The sequence below is a fragment of the Kitasatospora sp. NEAU-CNBT7 genome, from assembly GCF_057220535.1.
In genome coordinates this window covers 1-16,866 of record NZ_JBXQQB010000005.1, presented here as the reverse complement: position 1 = coordinate 16,866, position 16,866 = coordinate 1, and the positions used below count along the sequence as shown (strand labels likewise).

The 16,866-nt window shown below is 72.6% G+C and carries 15 protein-coding genes, 1 rRNA gene and 1 riboswitch; of the genes, 9 read left to right on the top strand and 7 right to left on the bottom strand.

Features of this window, described 5'->3' with window-relative positions; translation table 11 throughout:
* Positions 1 to 58: 58 nt before the first annotated feature.
* Positions 59 to 1,246 carry a transglycosylase family protein gene (locus AC2TEW_RS08480; RefSeq protein ID WP_484622733.1) on the bottom strand — a complete coding sequence of 396 codons (1,188 nt, stop codon included), beginning with the start codon at positions 1,244 to 1,246 and terminating at the stop codon, positions 59 to 61.
* Between the two features lie 7 nt (positions 1,247 to 1,253).
* A riboswitch (cyclic di-AMP (ydaO/yuaA leader) is annotated at positions 1,254 to 1,423 on the bottom strand.
* A 259-nt stretch (positions 1,424 to 1,682) separates the two neighbouring features.
* Between AC2TEW_RS08480 and AC2TEW_RS08475 the strand changes: the two genes are divergently transcribed.
* Positions 1,683 to 3,851 carry a G8 domain-containing protein gene (locus AC2TEW_RS08475; protein ID WP_484622732.1) on the top strand — a complete coding sequence of 723 codons (2,169 nt, stop codon included), beginning with the start codon at positions 1,683 to 1,685 and terminating at the stop codon, positions 3,849 to 3,851.
* Positions 3,852 to 3,931: 80 nt separating this feature from the next.
* Here AC2TEW_RS08475 and AC2TEW_RS08470 read toward each other — a convergent pair whose 3' ends face one another.
* Positions 3,932 to 4,810 carry a sirohydrochlorin chelatase gene (locus AC2TEW_RS08470; protein ID WP_484622731.1) on the bottom strand — a complete coding sequence of 293 codons (879 nt, stop codon included), beginning with the start codon at positions 4,808 to 4,810 and terminating at the stop codon, positions 3,932 to 3,934.
* A 419-nt stretch (positions 4,811 to 5,229) separates the two neighbouring features.
* On the opposite strand from AC2TEW_RS08470, the gene AC2TEW_RS08465 reads away from it, so the two are divergent.
* Positions 5,230 to 5,475 carry a DUF397 domain-containing protein gene (locus AC2TEW_RS08465; RefSeq protein ID WP_484622730.1) on the top strand — a complete coding sequence of 82 codons (246 nt, stop codon included), beginning with the start codon at positions 5,230 to 5,232 and terminating at the stop codon, positions 5,473 to 5,475.
* A gap of 297 nt (positions 5,476 to 5,772) precedes the next feature.
* Here the strand turns inward: AC2TEW_RS08465 and AC2TEW_RS08460 are convergent, their stop codons facing one another.
* Complete coding sequence (locus tag AC2TEW_RS08460; protein ID WP_484622729.1) at positions 5,773 to 6,279, bottom strand: ATP-binding protein; 507 nt, start codon at positions 6,277 to 6,279, stop codon at positions 5,773 to 5,775.
* A 418-nt stretch (positions 6,280 to 6,697) separates the two neighbouring features.
* On the opposite strand from AC2TEW_RS08460, the gene AC2TEW_RS08455 reads away from it, so the two are divergent.
* On the top strand, positions 6,698 to 7,564 hold the full coding sequence (locus AC2TEW_RS08455; RefSeq protein WP_484622728.1) for a Sco1979 family transcriptional regulator: 867 nt from the start codon (positions 6,698 to 6,700) through the stop codon (positions 7,562 to 7,564).
* 42 nt (positions 7,565 to 7,606) lie between these two features.
* On the opposite strand, the gene AC2TEW_RS08450 is transcribed toward AC2TEW_RS08455, so the two are convergent.
* Together AC2TEW_RS08450 and AC2TEW_RS08445 are read right to left on the bottom strand one after the other, a co-directional pair.
* The gene (locus tag AC2TEW_RS08450; protein ID WP_484622727.1) at positions 7,607 to 8,212 is read right to left on the bottom strand and encodes a TetR/AcrR family transcriptional regulator; all 606 of its coding nucleotides are present in this window, start codon (positions 8,210 to 8,212) and stop codon (positions 7,607 to 7,609) included.
* A gap of 242 nt (positions 8,213 to 8,454) precedes the next feature.
* Positions 8,455 to 9,996: an MFS transporter gene (locus tag AC2TEW_RS08445; protein WP_484622726.1), complete on the bottom strand. Its 1,542-nt coding sequence runs from the start codon at positions 9,994 to 9,996 to the stop codon at positions 8,455 to 8,457.
* Positions 9,997 to 10,081: 85 nt separating this feature from the next.
* On the opposite strand from AC2TEW_RS08445, the gene AC2TEW_RS08440 reads away from it, so the two are divergent.
* Positions 10,082 to 10,498 carry a MarR family winged helix-turn-helix transcriptional regulator gene (locus AC2TEW_RS08440; RefSeq protein ID WP_484622725.1) on the top strand — a complete coding sequence of 139 codons (417 nt, stop codon included), beginning with the start codon at positions 10,082 to 10,084 and terminating at the stop codon, positions 10,496 to 10,498.
* A 129-nt stretch (positions 10,499 to 10,627) separates the two neighbouring features.
* Here AC2TEW_RS08440 and AC2TEW_RS08435 read toward each other — a convergent pair whose 3' ends face one another.
* Both AC2TEW_RS08435 and AC2TEW_RS08430 read right to left on the bottom strand, forming a co-directional pair.
* Positions 10,628 to 11,578 (bottom strand): M56 family metallopeptidase, encoded by a 951-nt coding sequence (locus tag AC2TEW_RS08435; protein WP_484622724.1) that lies wholly within the window; start codon positions 11,576 to 11,578, stop codon positions 10,628 to 10,630.
* A 130-nt stretch (positions 11,579 to 11,708) separates the two neighbouring features.
* Positions 11,709 to 12,287, bottom strand: coding sequence for a DUF5134 domain-containing protein (locus AC2TEW_RS08430; RefSeq protein WP_484622723.1), 579 nt, complete (start codon positions 12,285 to 12,287; stop codon positions 11,709 to 11,711).
* Between the two features lie 255 nt (positions 12,288 to 12,542).
* Between AC2TEW_RS08430 and AC2TEW_RS08425 the strand changes: the two genes are divergently transcribed.
* The 5 genes from AC2TEW_RS08425 to AC2TEW_RS08405 all read left to right on the top strand — a co-directional run.
* Entirely contained in the window at positions 12,543 to 12,689 is a 147-nt protein-coding gene (locus tag AC2TEW_RS08425) for a hypothetical protein (RefSeq protein WP_484622722.1), read from the top strand.
* A 388-nt stretch (positions 12,690 to 13,077) separates the two neighbouring features.
* Entirely contained in the window at positions 13,078 to 14,475 is a 1,398-nt protein-coding gene (locus AC2TEW_RS08420; protein WP_484622721.1) for a DUF6421 family protein, read from the top strand.
* Entirely contained in the window at positions 14,472 to 15,221 is a 750-nt protein-coding gene (locus AC2TEW_RS08415) for an SDR family NAD(P)-dependent oxidoreductase (RefSeq protein ID WP_484622720.1), read from the top strand. The genes AC2TEW_RS08420 and AC2TEW_RS08415 overlap by 4 nt, the downstream gene beginning before the upstream one ends.
* Complete coding sequence (locus AC2TEW_RS08410; RefSeq protein ID WP_484622998.1) at positions 15,218 to 16,291, top strand: threonine aldolase family protein; 1,074 nt, start codon at positions 15,218 to 15,220, stop codon at positions 16,289 to 16,291. The genes AC2TEW_RS08415 and AC2TEW_RS08410 overlap by 4 nt, the downstream gene beginning before the upstream one ends.
* 455 nt (positions 16,292 to 16,746) lie before the next feature.
* Positions 16,747 to 16,866, top strand: a 16S ribosomal RNA gene (locus AC2TEW_RS08405); the annotation flags it as partial.

The following is a 16,866-nucleotide window of genomic DNA, read 5'->3' as shown; positions in this document are numbered from 1 at the left end:
GGCCGCCGCCCCCGGAACCTGGAAGGTCTCCGAGGGCTGCGGCCCGGTGGATCCCCGATCAGATCCGGCCGGCGAAGTCCGGCGCGTAGTCGGCGATGGTCTCGACCCGGACACCCGCACGCGGGTTGGCGGCCTCGACGTACTTGCCGTCACCCACGTACAGGGCGACGTGGTAGACGCCCGAGTTGCTGCCGTTGTTGGACCAGAACAGCAGGTCGCCCGGCTGGAGGGAGTCGAGCGAGACCCGGGTGGTGGTGTCCGCCTGGTCGGCGGCGACGCGCGGCAGCGAGACGCCGGCCTGACGGTACGCGGCCTGGGTCAGGCCGGAGCAGTCCCAGCCGCCGTCGCTGCTGCCGCCGTAGACGTAGGCCTGGCCGACCTTGGACAGCGCGAAGTTGATCGCGGCGGCCTTGGAGCCGGTCGCCTGGGTGGCGGCGGCGGGCTTGGCGGCGGTGGCCGCGGCCGGGGCGGCGGTGGCCGGCTTCGGCGCGGCGGCCGGGGCGGCCGGCGCGGCGGTGGCGGTGTCGTCGCCCAGGCTCAGGTGCTGGCCCGGGTAGATGACGTCGGCGCCCTCGGTGAGGACCGACTTGTTCAGCTCGTAGAGCTTCTCCCAGCCGCCCTGGACGTGGTTCTTCTCGGCGATCTGGGACAGCCAGTCACCGGCCCGGACGGTGTAGTCGTGGGCGCCCTGGTGGCCGTTCCACTGCTTGCCGTCCCACTGCTTGCCCGCCCACTGGTGGGTGTCCTGCTGGGGGGCGGCCTGCTGCGCGGCCGGCTTCGGCGCGGCGGCGGGCTTCGGGGCGGCGGCCGGGGCGGCCGGCTTGGCGGCGGTGGCGGCCGGGGCGCTCGCGGCGGCACCGGTGTTGATCTGCGGGGCCTCGCCGCCCTTGGTCAGACCGGCCTGGACCGAGCAGACCGGCCAGGCGCCGGGGCCCTGGGAGGCGAGCACCTTCTCGGCGACGGCGATCTGCTGGTCCTTGGTGGCCAGGTCGGCGCGGGCGGCGTACGAGGTACCGCCGAAGGCGGCCCAGGTGCTGGAGGTGAACTGCAGACCGCCGTAGAAGCCGTTGCCGGTGTTGATGCTCCAGTTGCCGGAGGACTCGCACTGGGCGACCTTGTCCCAGGTGGCGACGGAGGCGGCGGAGGCCGAACCGGCGGTCAGGCAGGGGATGGTGAGACCGATGCCGACCACACCGGTGGTGGCGATGATGCGACGGGCACGCTTGGAGGCGCTGATGGGCAGCATGAAGACGCGTTCCTCTCCCACGCCTACGAGGTGAGCTGTCGGATTCGGGCTGGAGTTGCCCGGCCGCGCTGAGCACGGCTTCACCCCAAGCCCGGTCCTGGTACTGGCGTACCGCTTCCGGGCGACCTACCTGGTTCCCCCGCTCCTGCCGCGGTGCGTTTTCGGCACTGCCAGCGCACCCGGCGGCAGGACTCGGCGTTCCGGGTGGCTGGGTCCGTGTGACCACGAACGTGGGAGGACATTAGGCAGAGATAAGTTGAAACCGCAAATATGTGTGAGCGTCGTCACATCGCCCGCGCATGGCCTTCATGATCGATAAACCTCGCCCGGACCGTTCATAATCGCTCGCTTTCGCGCAAAAGCCTTTAACGGATGGGGACTTGCCTATGCTGCAGTCGACAGGGCCGGACCTGCGGCCCGGGAGGGACGACCGACCGTGGAGCCAGAGCAGAGACCGCCGCAGCCGCCGGGCGAGGGCGGGGAGCAGCCGGCCCCCGCCCGCCGGCCCCATTCGCACCGCGGCGCGCCCAAGCGGCCCGCCGGGAGCAGCCGCCGTGCGCTGCTGATCTGGGGGGCCGTCGGCATCGTCGCCGCGGTCGCGGGCGAGGAGGCGGTCCGGCAGAGTCCGGTCGGGGCCCGCCGCCCCGGCCCCGGCCGGACCGCCGCCCCGCCTACCGCGAGCGGACACCAGCACGGCACCCCGTCGCCCGCGGCCTCGGCGCCGCCGCCCTCCGAACAGCCGCCGCCGACCGTCGCCGAGGGCGGCCGCCGCTGGTCCGACCCGGCCGGCTGGGGCGGCAGCGTCCCCGGCCCGAAGAGCGCGGTGCGGATCACCGACCAGGTGCTGCTGGACACCGACGCCACCGTCGGGTCCCTGGTGATCGAGCCGGCCGGCTCGCTGGTCTTCGCCAAGGACAAGAACCTCACGCTCAGCTCGGCGGGCAACATCGAGGTCCGCGGCACCCTGAGTGCGTCCCCCGCCGACGCGGTGGTGCACACGGTCAGGTTCCCCGGGGTCGACGAGCGCCGTTTCCAGGGCGGCGGCATGACCGTCGTCGACACCGACACCGGCCTGTGGGTGACCGGCGCCGGCTACCTGCGGCTGGACGGCGCCGCCCGGACCGCCTGGGTCCGGGCCGCCGGTGCGCTCAAGGCCGGCGACACCAGCATCACCCTCGCGGCCGCCCCCGCCGGCTGGCAGGTGGGCGACGAACTGGCCGTCACCCCGACCGCCGCCCCCGACAGCGGTGACGACTTCTCCGCCCAGTACGACCTGCGCACGGTCCGTCAGGTCAAGGGCGCGACGGTCGTCCTTGACGGTCCGTTGAAGTACGCCCACCCCCGGGTCGCGGTCGGCGCGGGCGTCACCGTCGGCGCCGAGGTCCTCAACCTGACCCGCAACGTCCGGGTCGAGGGCACCGAACAGGGCCGGGCCCACATCCACCTCACCAGTTCCCGCCGCGCGGACGTCCGGCACGCCGCGCTGCGCTGGCTCGGCCCGCGCACCAACGGCAAGGAGCAGTGGAACGGAAAGCCCGTCACCGACCCGGTGCTCGGCCGGTACGGGCTGCACTTCCACATGCTCGCCGACGCGTCCCGGGGGACCGTGGTGCAGGGCGTGGTGGTCCGCGACGCGGGCAACCACGCCTTCGTCCCGCACATGAGCCACGGCGTCACCTTCCGCAGCTGCATCAGCCACAACACCTGGGAGGACGCCTACTGGTGGGACGGCCCGCAGGACACCCGCACCCCGCAGGGCCCCTCCGACGACATCGTCTACGACTCCTGCGTCGCCTCCCGGACGGTCTTCGAGCCCAACCCGCGCGGCTACCGGCTGACCGGTTTCAGCCTCGGCGCGGGCAGCGGCAGCAAGGCGACCGGCTGCGTGGCGGTCGGCGTGCAGGGCGCCACCGGCGCCTCCGGCTACGAGTGGCCGGAGACCAGCGAGGGGGTGTGGACCTTCGAACGCTGCCTGGCGCACAACAACCTGGAGAACGGCATCTTCGTCTGGCTCAACGCCCAGCACCACCACACGGTCGGTCAGTTCGTCGCGTACCACAACGGCGGCTGGGGCATCGAGCACGGCGCCTACCTGAACGACTTCGACTACACCTCGAGCGTGCTGTACGGCAACGCGGCCGGCGGCATCGCCGTGCACGCGCTCGGCCGGGACAAGGGCACCGTCTTCGACGGGCTGCTGATCGACGCGGCCGGCCAGTCCGACTACGCGGTCTCCACCCTCAAGCACCAGCTGGCCGGTGTGCCGGTGACGATCAGCCGCTGCCGGATGACCGGTTACCGCAAGGCCGGGGTCGCCTTCCGGGCCACCACCGACGGGCAGCCGGACGACATCCAGGTGCTGGACTGCTCGTTCAGCGGCAACGAGGTGTGGCTCGACCCCGAGTCGCCGACCCCCAAGCGGATCGTGCTGCGCAAGGCCGGGGACGCCCAGGCGGTCGAGCTGAACAAGTCCCAGGGCGTCGCCGCGGCCCCGGCATGGAACGCCTCCACCACCCCGGCCGACGTCCCGGACGGCCCGCGCCAGCCCGTCACCCCGTCCGTCCGGCTCGCCGACGCGGCCGTGCCGACCACCCGGGTGACCTGATCCCGGCCGTCACCGACGCAACCGGCCTCGGCCCCCACGCGGGGGCCGAGGCCGGTCGATGTCGCGGGTCGCGCGGGGGCTCAGCCCTCCGGCTGCTCCTCGGCGTGCTCCTCCTCGAGCGGCGCCGGGGCGGGCAGCTGCGCGAGGTAGCTGCCGGCGATCAGCTGACCGACGGTCGGGTAGGCGCCCAGCGGGGCGGCGCTCGGGCAGCCGGTCTCCTCGGCGGCCGCGGCCAGCAGCTCCGGGTCGGCCTCCGGGCCGATCACCAGCGGGGCGAGCGCGGGACGCTGCGAACCGGTGGCCCGCAGGTGGTCGACGGCCGCGGCCACCGAACCCGGGACGTCCAGCGCGGCGGCGACGACCGGCACGGCGAGCCGGGCGGCCAGCAGCACACCGGTGATCCCGGCGGCCGTGGCGGCCTCCTCGCCACCGGTCACGGTCAGCACGATGCCGTCGGCCGCGGTGGTGATGGCGAACAGCCGGGCGCGGTCGGCGCGGGCCAGTCCGGCCTCGGAGAGGCGGACGTGCACGGCCTCGGCCAGCAGCGGGTGCGGGCCGAGCGCGTCGGTGACGGTGGAGCCGAACTCGGCGGCCACCTTGTGCAGCTCCTGCAGCCCGAGGTGCGGACCGGTCAGCAGCGGGACCACGACCGGCGCGGGGTACCCGGCGTTGGTGGCCTCGGCCAGCAGCGAGGCGACCGTGACGGCGCCCTCGGTGCCCTCGCTGACGTCCAGGTAGGCGGCCGCCGCCTCGATGCCCGGCTGCTCGCCGCGCACGATCGAGAGCAGCTCGTCCACCACGGAGCGGGACTCGGGGCCGGCCGTGACGGGCACGGCGAGCACCATGGCCGGGGAGCCGACCGGGATCTCGGGGCGCTCAGGACGACGGTGGCGCCCCCGCGCACGGGAGCCGGGCGTACGGACGGGCAGTGGCGCGCCCGGGATCGCTGCTGTGCTCATGGCGGAGATCGTAGGACATTCGCCCGCCCCTACTGCAGCCGGATCCCAGGAACCGGGCAAACCGGCCTGGACAAGAGGGATGTTGTCGGGCAAAGCGGTCACCTTTCCGGGGTGGTTACCCAGTTGCCGGGCCCTTCGATCGTGACGCGGCTCACACTCGGCCGACGTAACTGCCCGTGAGGTGCCCGGCGTCTCTTGAAGATCGACACCGTGCTTGCCGAGGTGTACGGACGGTCATCGGATCGCCGGGTGTTCGTGGCGGTATGTCCGCTTACGTACCGTCAGGCGGCCCGGGGCGCCCGCTCCGAGGAGCCGTCGGTCGCGTGCATTCGCACGGGCGCTATCCCGTGCCGATGCACGTGCAAGCCGAGCTATCATCACGTCAGGTGAGGAGATCGCCGTCGATCGGGGAGATTTCAATGCGTGAGACTTTCAACGGCATGGCGGCTGCGGACCTCGACGGTGTGGTCTGGCAGAAGAGTCGGCACAGTAACTCCCAGGGGAACTGTGTGGAGTTCGCGGCACTGCCCGGCGGAGACGTCGCGATGCGGAACTCGCGCTTTCCCGACGGCCCGGCACTGGTGTACACCCGGGCCGAGATCGAGGCGATGCTGCTCGGGGTCAAGGACGGCGAGTTCGACCACCTCGGCGCGGGGGCGAACTGACGTCCGGTGGGACGTCGGGCGGGGTTCGGGCCGTCGTGGGCACCGGTTGCCACGGCGGCCTTCGGTTTTGCCGGCGGCCGCGGGCCCGCCGGGGGTGCGGGATCCGGGGGTGGCCCGGCCGGCCGGTGGCGGGGGCGCCCGGGCGCCGTACCCGCCGGGTGCGCAGTGCGTGCAGTAAATACGGTACGGCCAGGCAGTAAGTACGGTACGGCGCAGGTGCGCTGACCGCGCGTCAGCACCGTGTCAGCGTCCGGTGTCAGAGTGACGCGTCGGCGCGGGGCGGCGGGGCGCCGACGGTCAGGCGGAACGGCGGTGCCGTCCGGCGGCCGGAACCTCCGGCGCCGCCTCGAACAGCGCCCAGACCACCTTGCCCGCGCCCGCCAGCGGGTGCCAGCCCCAGGAACGGCTGAACGAGTCCACCAGGTGCAGCCCCCGGCCGGACTCCGCCACGAAGTCGGCCTCCCGGGCCACCGGCCCGCTGCTGCTGGGGTCGCTCACCGCGCAGACCACCTGCGGTGAACGGTGCACCAGGCTTATTCGGATCGGCAGGGTGGCGTCGGCCGCCTGACGCGGTCCCGGCTGTGCGGGCAGCCGGGCGGGCTCGGCCGCGCCGAGCGCGTGCCGCAGCGCATTGGTCACCAACTCCGAGGCGACCAGGGAGACATCGTCGAAGAGCTCCCCGAGACCCCAGCCGAGCAGGGTGGATCTGGCGAACTCGCGAGCGGTTCTCACGGCTTCGAAACGGGGAGCGAGGGTACAGCTGACCACGTGGGGGTCGGTCGCCAAGGCCGTTCCGGTGCTCATGAAGAGCTCCTCCCATAAGGGGGCCGACACGGCTGGACCCGCCGGGGTCATGCCGGTCACCTCCGACTCGCTCGGCCGCGCGGCCGCTCCGCCCGACGACCACTCGCGCGCACGCGAATCCGGCTGCGCGACGGGCGCTGCCGGGTACGGCGTGCGGATCGCGCATGTGGTCGAGGCGGAGCCCGCGGGATTGCCAGGGGTGTGCAGGTGCACGTGCACCATGGTCCTCTGCGCTCACTGCAGATGCAAGAGTCGATTCACGTGCAGTCGCAGGATTGGCATATGCAAGCGCCGGATGCACGTGCAAGATGGTAGGTGTGATGCAGAACCGGTAGATCGTTGCACCAGTACCGGCACCGAGAGCGCTCAACTGATGGCAGACTGTGCGCTGTTTGCCCAAGGTGGAGGTTTCGACCGCATGACCACAGTTCAGCCCGGTGGTGGTTCGATGGTGCGCCGGATCCTCCTCGGCTCCCAGCTCCGCCGCCTGCGCGAAGGACGCGCCATCACCCGCGAGGACGCCGGCTACGCGATCAGGGCCTCCGAGTCCAAGATCAGCCGGATGGAACTCGGCCGGGTCTCCTTCAAGGAGCGTGACGTCGCCGACCTGCTCAGCCTCTACGGCGTCAACGACGGCGCCGAGCGCGAGGCACTGCTCGGCCTGGTCCGCGAGGCCAACAAGTCCGGCTGGTGGCACAGTTTCACCGACGTCCTGCCGAACTGGTTCCAGACCTACATCGGTCTGGAGGAGGCGGCCGCCCTGATCCGCACCTACGAGGTGCAGTTCATCCCCGGCCTGCTCCAGTGCGAGGAGTACGCCCGCGCGATCTTCGGCCAGAGCCGCCCCGCACTCGCCGAGGAGGAGGTCGACCGCCGGGTCAGCCTGCGGATGCGCCGCCAGAGCCTGCTGACCGAGAACCAGGGCCCCAAGCTGTGGGCGGTCATCGACGAGGCCGCGCTGCGCCGCCCGGTCGGCGGCCCCAAGGTGATGCGGGCCCAGGTCCAGCACCTGATCGACATGTCCGAGCACAACAACGTCGTGGTGCAGGTGATGCCGTTCCGGTTCGGGGCGCACGCCGGCGAGAGCGGCGCCTTCTCCATCCTGCGCTTCCCCGAGCAGGACCTCGCCGACGTGGTCTACCTGGAGCAGCTCACCAGCGCGCTCTACCTGGACAAGCGGGACGACGTGGACGCCTACATCCAGGTGATGGAACGGCTGTGCGTCGACAGCCTGACCCCGGGCCAGACCGTCGACCTGCTCGCCACCATCCTCAAGGACCGCTGAGGCACCCGCCGCGACCCCGGCCGCCCGGTGCGGCCGGGCCGGTCAGCCGCGCACCGACGGCTGCGGCCGGGCGGGCGCCTCCGGCTGCGGCGGCGCCCCCAGCTCCCACGCCAGCCCGTAGCGGGCGAACAGGTCCGCCCGGATCGGGGCCAGCGGCACCGGCGCGCCCGGCAGCAGCACCCCGATGCAGGCGCCCATCAGCGCACTGCGCAGCACCGCGTGCTCGGCCACCGGGTCGGGCGCACCCCAGTCCCTGAGCAGCTCCCGCAGGATGGCGCCGAGTTGCTGCTGCTCGGGGTCCTGGACGAAGCTGCCGGCGTCCGGCTCCAGGATCAGCGCGAGGTGCGAGCGCATCACCAACGGATGCTCCAGCGCGAGCTCCAGCACCGCGTCGATCCCCCGGGCCAGCCGGGCGTCCGGGGAGGCGTCGGACGGCAGGTCCCCGAGCGCCGCGGCCAGCCCCAGATGCATCATCCGGTGGGTGGCGGCCTGCATCAGCAGCCGTTTGCCGTCGAAGTAGTAGGAGACCAGACCGCGGGCGAGCCCGGCCCGCTCGGCGATGTCGCCCAGCGTGGTGCGGCCGTATCCGTGCTGGTCGACCAGCTCGACGGTGGCGCGCAGGATCCGGTGGCGGGAGCGTCGGCGCATGGCCTCATTGACCGATTCCCCCCGAGGTGCCATCGTGTCAGCTCCGTACGTTCATTGGCTCCCGGCCAATATATCTGGCCGGGTCGGCCGCCGCGCCGGGATCCGGGCCCCGGGTACACCGGGCCCCGGGTACGCCGGACCGTACGGCGGAACGCCCGGGTGCCGGCTCCACCAACACGGGGGTTTGGTGGAGCCGGCACCCGGGCGGTATCCGGCGGTGCGCCGCGGCGGGTGCCGCGGGTTCAGCGCTCGGACAGCACCTCGGTCCGGGCGGCCTCCCGTCCGTCCGGACCGACGCCGTCGGCGAGCGGCCCGTAGCGGTAGTCCGGCACGGGGGTGGCCGCCGCGGTCGCCGCCGCGGCCCGCCGGTCGAGCGCGGCGCCGGCCAGGGTCACCAGCAGACCTGCCGCCGCGATCCCGGTGACCAGCAGCAGCGCCGGCCGGTAGCCGTCCAGCTGGGCCTGCGGGCTCTCGCCGCCGCCGCTGCCCGCGGTGATGACGGCGGTGGTGATCGCCAGCACGATCGCGCTGCCCACCTGGAAGGCGGTGTTCACCAGGCCCGACGCGAGTCCCTGCTCCTCGTCCGCGACCCCGCTGGTGGCGCTGATGTTGACGGAGGGGAAGGCCAGCGCGAAGCCGATGCCCAGCAGCACCATGCTCGGCAGGACCAGGGTGGCGAAGCCGCTGTGCTCGCCCAGCTGCAGGAAGTACGCGTAGCCGGCGGTCAGCGCCAGCACGCCGATCGGCAGCAGCTTCCCGGTGCCGAAGCGGTCGATGATCGCGCCCATCCGGGTCGCCGACAGCGCGACCAGCGCCCCGGCGGGCAGCAGGCCGAACGCCATCTCCAGCGCGGACCAGCCGAGCAGCCGCTGCAGGTAGAGGGTGGCGATGAACTGGAAGCCCGCGTACGAACCGAAGATGGTGAACGCGGTGAGGTTGGCCCGGGCGACGCCGCCGTTGCGGAAGATGCCGAGCCGGACCAGCGGGTGCGCGGTGCGCGACTCGATCACCAGGAAGGCGGCGCCGAGGGCGGCCACCACGGCCAGCGAGCCGAGGGTGCGCAGGCTCGCCCAGCCGGCGCTCTGCGCCTCGGTGAGGGTGAACACAAGCAGCAGCAGGGCCCCGGTGCCGGTGACGGCGCCAGCCACGTCGTACCCGGCGCGGCCGCGCTCGGGGGCGGCCTGCCGGGGGAGCAGCCGGGTCGCGAAGACCAGCGCCAGCAGGGCGACCGGCACCGGCATCAGGAAGGTCCAGCGCCAGCCGGCCGAGGTGAGCAGGCCGCTGAGCACCAGGCCGAGCGAGAAGCCGCTGGCGCCGCAGGTGGTGTAGATGGAGAGCGCGCGGTTGCGGGCCGGGCCCTCGGCGAAGGTGGTGGTGATGATGGACAGTCCGGCCGGGGCGGTGAAGGCGGCGCTGACGCCCTTGAGGAAGCGGGCCGCGATCAGCAGGCCGCCGTCGTCCACCAGGCCGCCCAGCAGGGAGGCCGCGGCGAACACGGCGAGGGCGACCAGGAAGACCCGGCGGCGCCCGAGCAGGTCGGCGGCCCGGCCGCCGAGCAGCAGCAGGCCGCCGTAGCCGAGGACGTAACCGCTGACCACCCACTGCAGGGTGGAGGTGGAGAGGTGGAGGTCGGCGCCGATGGACGGCAGGGCGACGCCCACCATGGAGACATCGAGGGCGTCGAGGAACATCGCGGCGCACAGGACGATCAGGGCGCCCCAGAGGCGTGGACTCCAGCTGAGGTCGGTCGAGTTGGCGCCGGGAGCCGGCTGGGCTGTGGTCATGGCAGGAGACTACATGCACGTGCATTGAATGCAAACGCATTTAATGAGCCTGCAATAAGTGCCTGTGCAGTGATAACCTGGCGCGGTGACTGATCTCGACACCGCGTCCGACGCGGCCCACGTCGTCGAGTGGCGTGCACTGCTGGCGCGCCACGCGGCCGCCTCCTGCGCCCTCGACCGGGAGCTGGGCGAGCGCCACGGCCTCGGCATGAGCGAGTTCGAGGTCCTGGAACGGCTCTGGGAGGACGAGCACCGCGAGCGCGAGGCCGCCCTGCGGATCCAGGACCTGGCCTGCACCGTGCACCTCAGCCAGAGCGCGCTGTCCCGGCTGATCGGGCGGCTGGAGAAGGCCGGACTGGTCGAGCGCGCGATGTGCGAGATCGACCGCCGCGGCATCTACGTCCAGCTCACCGAGGCCGGCCGCACCCGCTACCGGGAAGCCCGCCCGCTCCACCGCGAGGTGCTCGCCCGCACGCTCACCGACGGCACCCCGCGCCCCTGACGGCAGCCCCCGGGCCGGGCCGCCGGGGAGCCGCGCGCCCGGGTCCGCCACCGGACGGCCGTCCGCCGATGGCCCGGCCGCCGATGGGCCGCGCCCGTGGCTTCCGGCCCGGGCCCGGCCGCCGACGGGTCAGAGCAGCGCGGACAGCCCGGGCCAGACCGCCAGCAGGACGGCCGCCGCCGGCGCCGCCAGTGCGGCCAGCGTGAGCCGCAGCCGGTGCACCGCGTGCAGCCGGGGCTCACCCGCCAGCAGCCGGTCGACCCGGCGCGGTGACTGGGCGAGCTGCTGCGGCGGGCACGAACCGAACACCCCCCGGCCGGAGTTGAGCTCGACCAGGGCCAGTGCCGTGGTCAGCCGGCCGTGCCGGCGCGCCGCCCGGTCGTCGGCCGCCAACTCCACCAACTCACCGACCTGGTCGCGGAAGGCGCTGAACACCTCCACCCCGGGAAAGCCGTCGGCGAGCGCCTGCGCGCACTGCGCGAGCCAGTGGTGCCGGGCCCGAACGTGGCCGCGCTCATGGCTCAGCACCGCGGCCAACTCCCGCCCGCTCAGCTGCTGCAGGGCGCCGGTGGTGACCACCAGCCGGGCCTGGTGCCCCGGCAGCGACCAGGCCTCCGGCCGGACGTCCTCCAGGACCACCAGCCGCTCCCTGGTCCGCTCGACCGGGCCGAGGCCCGGCGGCAGCTCGGGCGCCGATCGGCTCAGCCGGTCGTGCTGATGCCCGCGCAGCGCGCGGGCGGCGCGGACCTCCCGGACCAGCGACACCGCCGTCCACAGCCCGCCGGCCGCCAGCAGCGCGGCCCACAGCCGGCCCCAGCCCGCCGCCCCCGCCAGGCCGTACGCCTCCTCGACCCCGTGCGGCGCGCCCGCGAACAGCAGCGCACGCAGCTCCGGCAGCGCGGCCGAACAGGCCAGCAGCAGACCGAGCACACAGCACAGCAGCACCGCGACCACCAGGCACTGCCACGCGCAGAGCGCCAGCACCGGTTCGCGCTCGACCCACCTGGCCCGGACCAGCCGTCCGGGCGCGACGGTGGCGAGCAGCACTCCGAGCAGCAACAGGCTGAGCAGGGCCGTCATGGCGGACGCTCCCCCCGGGGAGGACGGGCGCGCGAGATGCGCCCCTCCAACCTATGCGCCGGGCGCCCGCAGCGGAGCCCGTCCGGCCCGGCAGTGACCAACACCACGTGGCGCCCGCACCGGCCGGCTGTCACATGGTCAGCAGCATCGCGAACATCCCGATGCCCATCGCCACCCGGCACGCCCGCCCCAGCCCGTCCCCGCCCGGCGCCGGCAGCGGCCCGGCCTGGGTGGAGAGCAGCCGGCTGCCGGCCCACAGCGAGTAGCCGCCGAAGTACATCAGCAGCGCGCCGGTGACCAGCGGCAACCCCGGTACGGCGGCCGCCGCATGGTGCCCGCCGCTGCCGTGCGGAGCGCCGGCGCCGCCCGGCATCGCCAGCGCCATGTACGCCATCGCGAGCGCCCCCACGCCGTGGTGCAGCCGGTGCGCCCGCGGTCCGGGCCCCAGCAGTCCGACCAGCCCGAGCAGTCCGGCCAGCCCCAGCGCCGCCGCCGGCGCGGCGAACAGCCAGCCCCAGAGCGGCCCCGGCAGCGCCACCATGCCGGCCATCCCCAGCGCCATCGCCGCCTCCGCCGCGTCCGACTCCCGGTCGGGGTGCCGACGCCCCGGCCCGGCGCAGCCGGCGCCCCGCAGCCGGAACAGGCACAGCCCCGCCGCCCCCACCGCCAGGGCGGCCACCAGCCAGCTGACGACGGTCGGACCGTGCATGGATGCCCCCCTCGACCGGAGTGCAGACGGGTTCACGGTCCACCTTCCCCGATCGACGGCCGTTCCGGGCAGGGCGCGCACGGGGCGCACTGGTGCTCGGCCACCGAAATGCCCGCCGCCTGTGCGAGGGTGGGCGATGATGGGACGACAGGGGGGATTCGAGTGGGAACAGCCGGTCACGACTGTTGGATTCTGTGGATCACCACCGCGGTGATGGTGCTCTCGGGCACGGCACTGGCACTCAATGCGGGAGGTGTGGCGGAGAAGTGCTTCCGTCTCGCCGCGCGCTCCTGGCGTCCGCTCGGCGCCGCCACCCCGGCCACCCTCCGACGGATCGGCGTGGGCTGGGCCTCCCTCGGCGCCGTCATGGTGCTGGCCGAGGTCGTCCGGGTCGGCACCTGACCCCCTGACCCCCCTGAACTCCTCAACACCCGACCCCGCACATCGCCCCGGCGGCGGCAACGAGTGCGTCCCTGCCGCTGACCGCTGACCGCTGACCGCTGACCGCCGGCTGACGACTGCCGGGCGGCCGCTCCGGGGGAACCCCCGCCCGCCACCGGTGGCGCCGCCGCGGGGAGCGAGGCATGGTCGGCGTACGGCCCCGCCGCCGCGCCCCGGTCCCCGTGCGCCGCCGGGTCCGCGGCCCATCCACCCTCCTGTCCGGCCGAGCGTCCGGATCGTGGACGGTCACGCTGAGTGCCGGGTTTACCGCAGAACCCCCCTTGAACAGGAGAACCTTCTGTATCTATGGTGGTCATGCTCTAAAAACTCCTGTCGAAGTGAGCCTCCAATGCAGAATCTTTCGCCGAAGCTCGCGGTAGCGGGCGATGCTTCCGCCGGCCCGGCCGGCCACCCCGCCTGGCTGCGCCTCAAGGACGCTGTCGAGACGCTTCGACCGCTGCAGTCCAAGGACGGCTCGATCGACCTGGGCGCGGTCCAGCGCCACACCGTCGACCCGCTGGTCGAGGCGGTCACCACCGCCGTCGCCGAGCTCGCCCCGCTGTTCCCGCACGACGCCGCGTACCTCGCCGCCGTCCAGGCCGACCTCGGCAAGTGGGCCGACACCGGCTACCGGGAGCCCGACTTCCTGGACTCGCTGCTCGCCTTCCAGCCCGCCGACCAGCGCGTGGACGGCCTGGACCACCTCGTGGTGTTCCCGATGTACACCCAGAACGGCAACCCGAACCGCAACCTCGAGGCCGTCCTGCTGAAGGTCGTCTGGCCGGACTGGCTGGCCGAGCTGGAGCGCGAGCGCTTCGACAACCCGATGTTCGTGCCGATCACCTTCACCGACTTCACGGCCGGCTACGACACCAACTCCGCGGTGCTCTTCCCGGAGACCGTCTCGGTCCGCAAGGCACCCGACCGCTTCACCTGGGGCGGCATCTTCTGCGACCGCGAGGCCGCCCGCTTCCGCGCCGTCACCACCAGCGCCGTCGACCTGCTCGGCCTGGAGATCCCCGCCGACGCCGCCGGCCTGCTGGAGGACCAGCACCGCGCCCAGCAGACCTTCGTCCTGTGGGACCTCGTGCACGACCGCACCCACAGCCACGGCGACCTGCCGTTCGACCCGTTCATGATCAAGCAGCGCAGCCCGTTCTGGATGTACGGCCTGGAGGAGCTGCGCTGCGACCTGACCGCCTTCAAGGAGGCCGTCAAGCTGCAGGCCGAGGGCTACCCGCAGGGCCGCGACGTGCAGTACGCCATCCTCTTCGACCGGATGTTCCGCTTCCCGGTCTCCGGCGACCGCGTCCGCAACTACGACGGCATGGGCGGCCAGCTGCTCTTCGCCTACCTGCACAAGAACGACGCGCTGCGCTGGCGCGACAACCGGCTGAGCATCGACTGGGACCGCGTCGCCGACGTCACCAACGCGCTCTGCGCCGAGATCGAGACCCTCTACCGCGACGGCATCGACCGGCCGAAGACCGCCCACTGGATCGCCGCGTACCAGCTGGTCTCCACGTACCTCACCCCGCACCCCGCCTCCACCTGGGCCAAGGGCCCCGAGGCGCTCCCGCTGGACACCGTCGACGGCAAGGCCCTCAACAAGGCCCTGTGCGACGCCGTCCACCCGGACGAGTTCCCGCTCAGCATGTTCTACGAGGCCCTGTCCAAGAAGCTCAGCGGCGTCATCGCCGCCACCACCGGCATCACCGGTGCCGGCCTCGAGGGAGTCGCCGCGTGAACACCCCCCGCCTCGCAGGCAAGGTCGTCGCCGTCGCCGGAGCCAGCGGCCCGGCGGGCCAGGCCACCCTCCGCCGCCTCGCGGCCGAGGGCGCGACCGTGATCGGCGCCGACATCGACCAGCGCCGCCTGGACAGCGCGATCGACGCCGTCCGCACCGCCGTCCCCGGCGCCGCCATCACCGGCCAGATCATCGACCTGCTCGACCCGCAGGAGGTCCACGACTGGGCCGACCACCTGGAGGCCGAGCACGGCCACGTCGACGGCCTGTTCCACCTGGTCGGCGGCTGGCGGGGCAGCAAGTCCTTCTTCGAGAGCCGCATAGACGACTGGGACTTCCTGCACGACACCGTGGTGCGCACCCTCCAGCACACCTCGCTCGCCTTCCAGCCCGCCCTGCTGCGCAGCGAGTCCGGCCGGTTCGCGATGATCGGCGCCGCGGCCGCGCACAAGCCCACCGCCGGCGGCGCCGCGTACGCCGCCGCCAAGGCCGCCACCGAGGCCTGGACCCTCGCCATGGCGAACTCCTTCGTCAAGGAGACCACCAGCGGGGACGGCGAGCCCACCGCCGCGGCTGCGATCCTGGTGATCAAGGCCCTGGTCTCCCCGGAGATGCGGGCCGAGAAGCCGGACGCCAAGTTCGCCGGCTTCACCGACACCGCCGACCTCGCCGAGCACCTGGCGGGCCTCTGGGACCGCCCCGCAGCAGAACTGAACGGACAGCACCTGTGGCTGACAGCCCGATGACCGAACCGCACACCGACGCCGTACGCCACCACGACCCCGAGGTCCGTGGCTTCGCCAGCGACAACTACGCGGGCGTGCACCCCGAGATCCTCGCCGCCTTCGCGGTCGCCAACGGCGGCCACCAGATCGCGTACGGCGAGGACCAGTACACCGAGCACCTCCAGCAGGTCTTCCGCAAGCACTTCGGCGAGCGCGCCGAGGCGTTCCCGGTGTTCAACGGCACCGGCGCCAACGTCGTCGCCCTCCAGGCCCTGCTCCCGCGCTGGGGCGCGGTGGTGGCGGCGGAGAGCGCCCACATCAACGTGGACGAGTGCGGAGCCCCCGAGAAGATCGCCGGGATCAAGATCCTCACCGTCCCCACCCCGGACGGCAAGCTCACCCCCGAGCTGATCGACCAGCAGGCCTGGGGCTGGGGCGACGAGCACCGCGCCCAGCCGCTCGCCGTCTCCATCGCCCAGTCGACCGAGCTCGGCACGGTCTACACCGCCGAGGAGATCAAGGCGATCTGCGAGCACGCCCACGAGCGGGGCATGCTGGTCCACCTCGACGGCTCGCGCCTGGCCAACGCCGCCGCGTCCCAGGGGCTGCCGCTGCGCGCCTTCACCACGGACGCCGGTGTCGACGTCCTCTCCTACGGCGGGACCAAGAACGGCCTGCTGTTCGGCGAGGCCGTGGTGGTGCTCAACCCCGAGCGCGTCCGGGACCTGAAGTTCCTGCGCAAGATGTCGATGCAGCTCGCGTCGAAGATGCGTTTCGTCTCGGTCCAGTTCGAGGCGCTGCTGGCCGGCGACCTGTGGCTGCGCAACGCCGGCCACGCCAACGCGATGGCCCAGCGACTGGAGAAGGCCGTCCGCGGCATCGACGGCGTCACCGTGGTGCGCCCGGTCGAGTCCAACGCGGTCTTCGCGATCCTCCCGCGTGAGGTGAGCGAGCGGCTGCAGAAGCGTTACCGCTTCTACTTCTGGGACGAGCAGACCGGTGAGGTCCGCTGGATGACCGCCTTCGACACCACCGAGGCCGACATCGACGCCTTCGTGGCGGCGCTGGTGGAGGAGCTCGGCCGCGCCTGAGCCCGGTTTGACCTGGGGCAGCCCGGAGCGTAATGTTCTCCGGGTTGCCCCGCTGCCGTTCGGTCCGTCCATGGATTCGAATTGAGTGCGGGAAAACGGCCCGGAAAACTCTGCTAGAGTTCGGGGGCGCCGAAAGGCCGAAATCGAGCGAAATCCGATCGAATGAAACTCCGGAAAACGGAGCGGAAAACATCTGATAAGCTCGGAACACGAAAGAACGAAGCGCCCGGAGGGCCCGCTGGAAGGCGGTCCGAAGGAAGCGTCCGTTCCTTGAGAACTCAACAGCGTGCCAAAAGTCAACGCCAGATATGTTGACATCCCCGGCCGGTCCGTTCGGATCGGTTGGAGATTCCTTTAGTAACAAAACACTAGCGAGGACGCAGTGCGCGGGACCGCCCTATTCCGGTGGTTGCCGTGCCGCTCAACGCGAGTGTAGGCCGGATTACCGGCAGACATTCACGGAGAGTTTGATCCTGGCTCAGGACGAACGCTGGCGGCGTGCTTAACACATGCAAGTCGAACGGTGAAGCCCTTCGGGGTGGATCAGTGGCGAACGGGTGAGTAACACGTGGGAA

What these genes read in the sequence shown, in the direction of transcription:
- AC2TEW_RS08480 (WP_484622733.1), bottom strand. Translation starts at nt 1,246, where the DNA reads ATGCTGCCCATCAGCGCCTCCAAGCGTGCCCGTCGCATCATCGCCACC.
- AC2TEW_RS08470 (WP_484622731.1), bottom strand. Translation starts at nt 4,810, where the DNA reads ATGAGCACAGCAGCGATCCCGGGCGCGCCACTGCCCGTCCGTACGCCC.
- AC2TEW_RS08465 (WP_484622730.1), top strand. Translation starts at nt 5,230, where the DNA reads ATGCGTGAGACTTTCAACGGCATGGCGGCTGCGGACCTCGACGGTGTG.
- AC2TEW_RS08460 (WP_484622729.1), bottom strand. Translation starts at nt 6,279, where the DNA reads ATGAGCACCGGAACGGCCTTGGCGACCGACCCCCACGTGGTCAGCTGT.
- AC2TEW_RS08455 (WP_484622728.1), top strand. Translation starts at nt 6,698, where the DNA reads ATGACCACAGTTCAGCCCGGTGGTGGTTCGATGGTGCGCCGGATCCTC.
- AC2TEW_RS08450 (WP_484622727.1), bottom strand. Translation starts at nt 8,212, where the DNA reads ATGCGCCGACGCTCCCGCCACCGGATCCTGCGCGCCACCGTCGAGCTG.
- AC2TEW_RS08445 (WP_484622726.1), bottom strand. Translation starts at nt 9,996, where the DNA reads ATGACCACAGCCCAGCCGGCTCCCGGCGCCAACTCGACCGACCTCAGC.
- AC2TEW_RS08435 (WP_484622724.1), bottom strand. Translation starts at nt 11,578, where the DNA reads ATGACGGCCCTGCTCAGCCTGTTGCTGCTCGGAGTGCTGCTCGCCACC.
- AC2TEW_RS08430 (WP_484622723.1), bottom strand. Translation starts at nt 12,287, where the DNA reads ATGCACGGTCCGACCGTCGTCAGCTGGCTGGTGGCCGCCCTGGCGGTG.
- AC2TEW_RS08420 (WP_484622721.1), top strand. Translation starts at nt 13,078, where the DNA reads ATGCAGAATCTTTCGCCGAAGCTCGCGGTAGCGGGCGATGCTTCCGCC.
- AC2TEW_RS08410 (WP_484622998.1), top strand. Translation starts at nt 15,218, where the DNA reads ATGACCGAACCGCACACCGACGCCGTACGCCACCACGACCCCGAGGTC.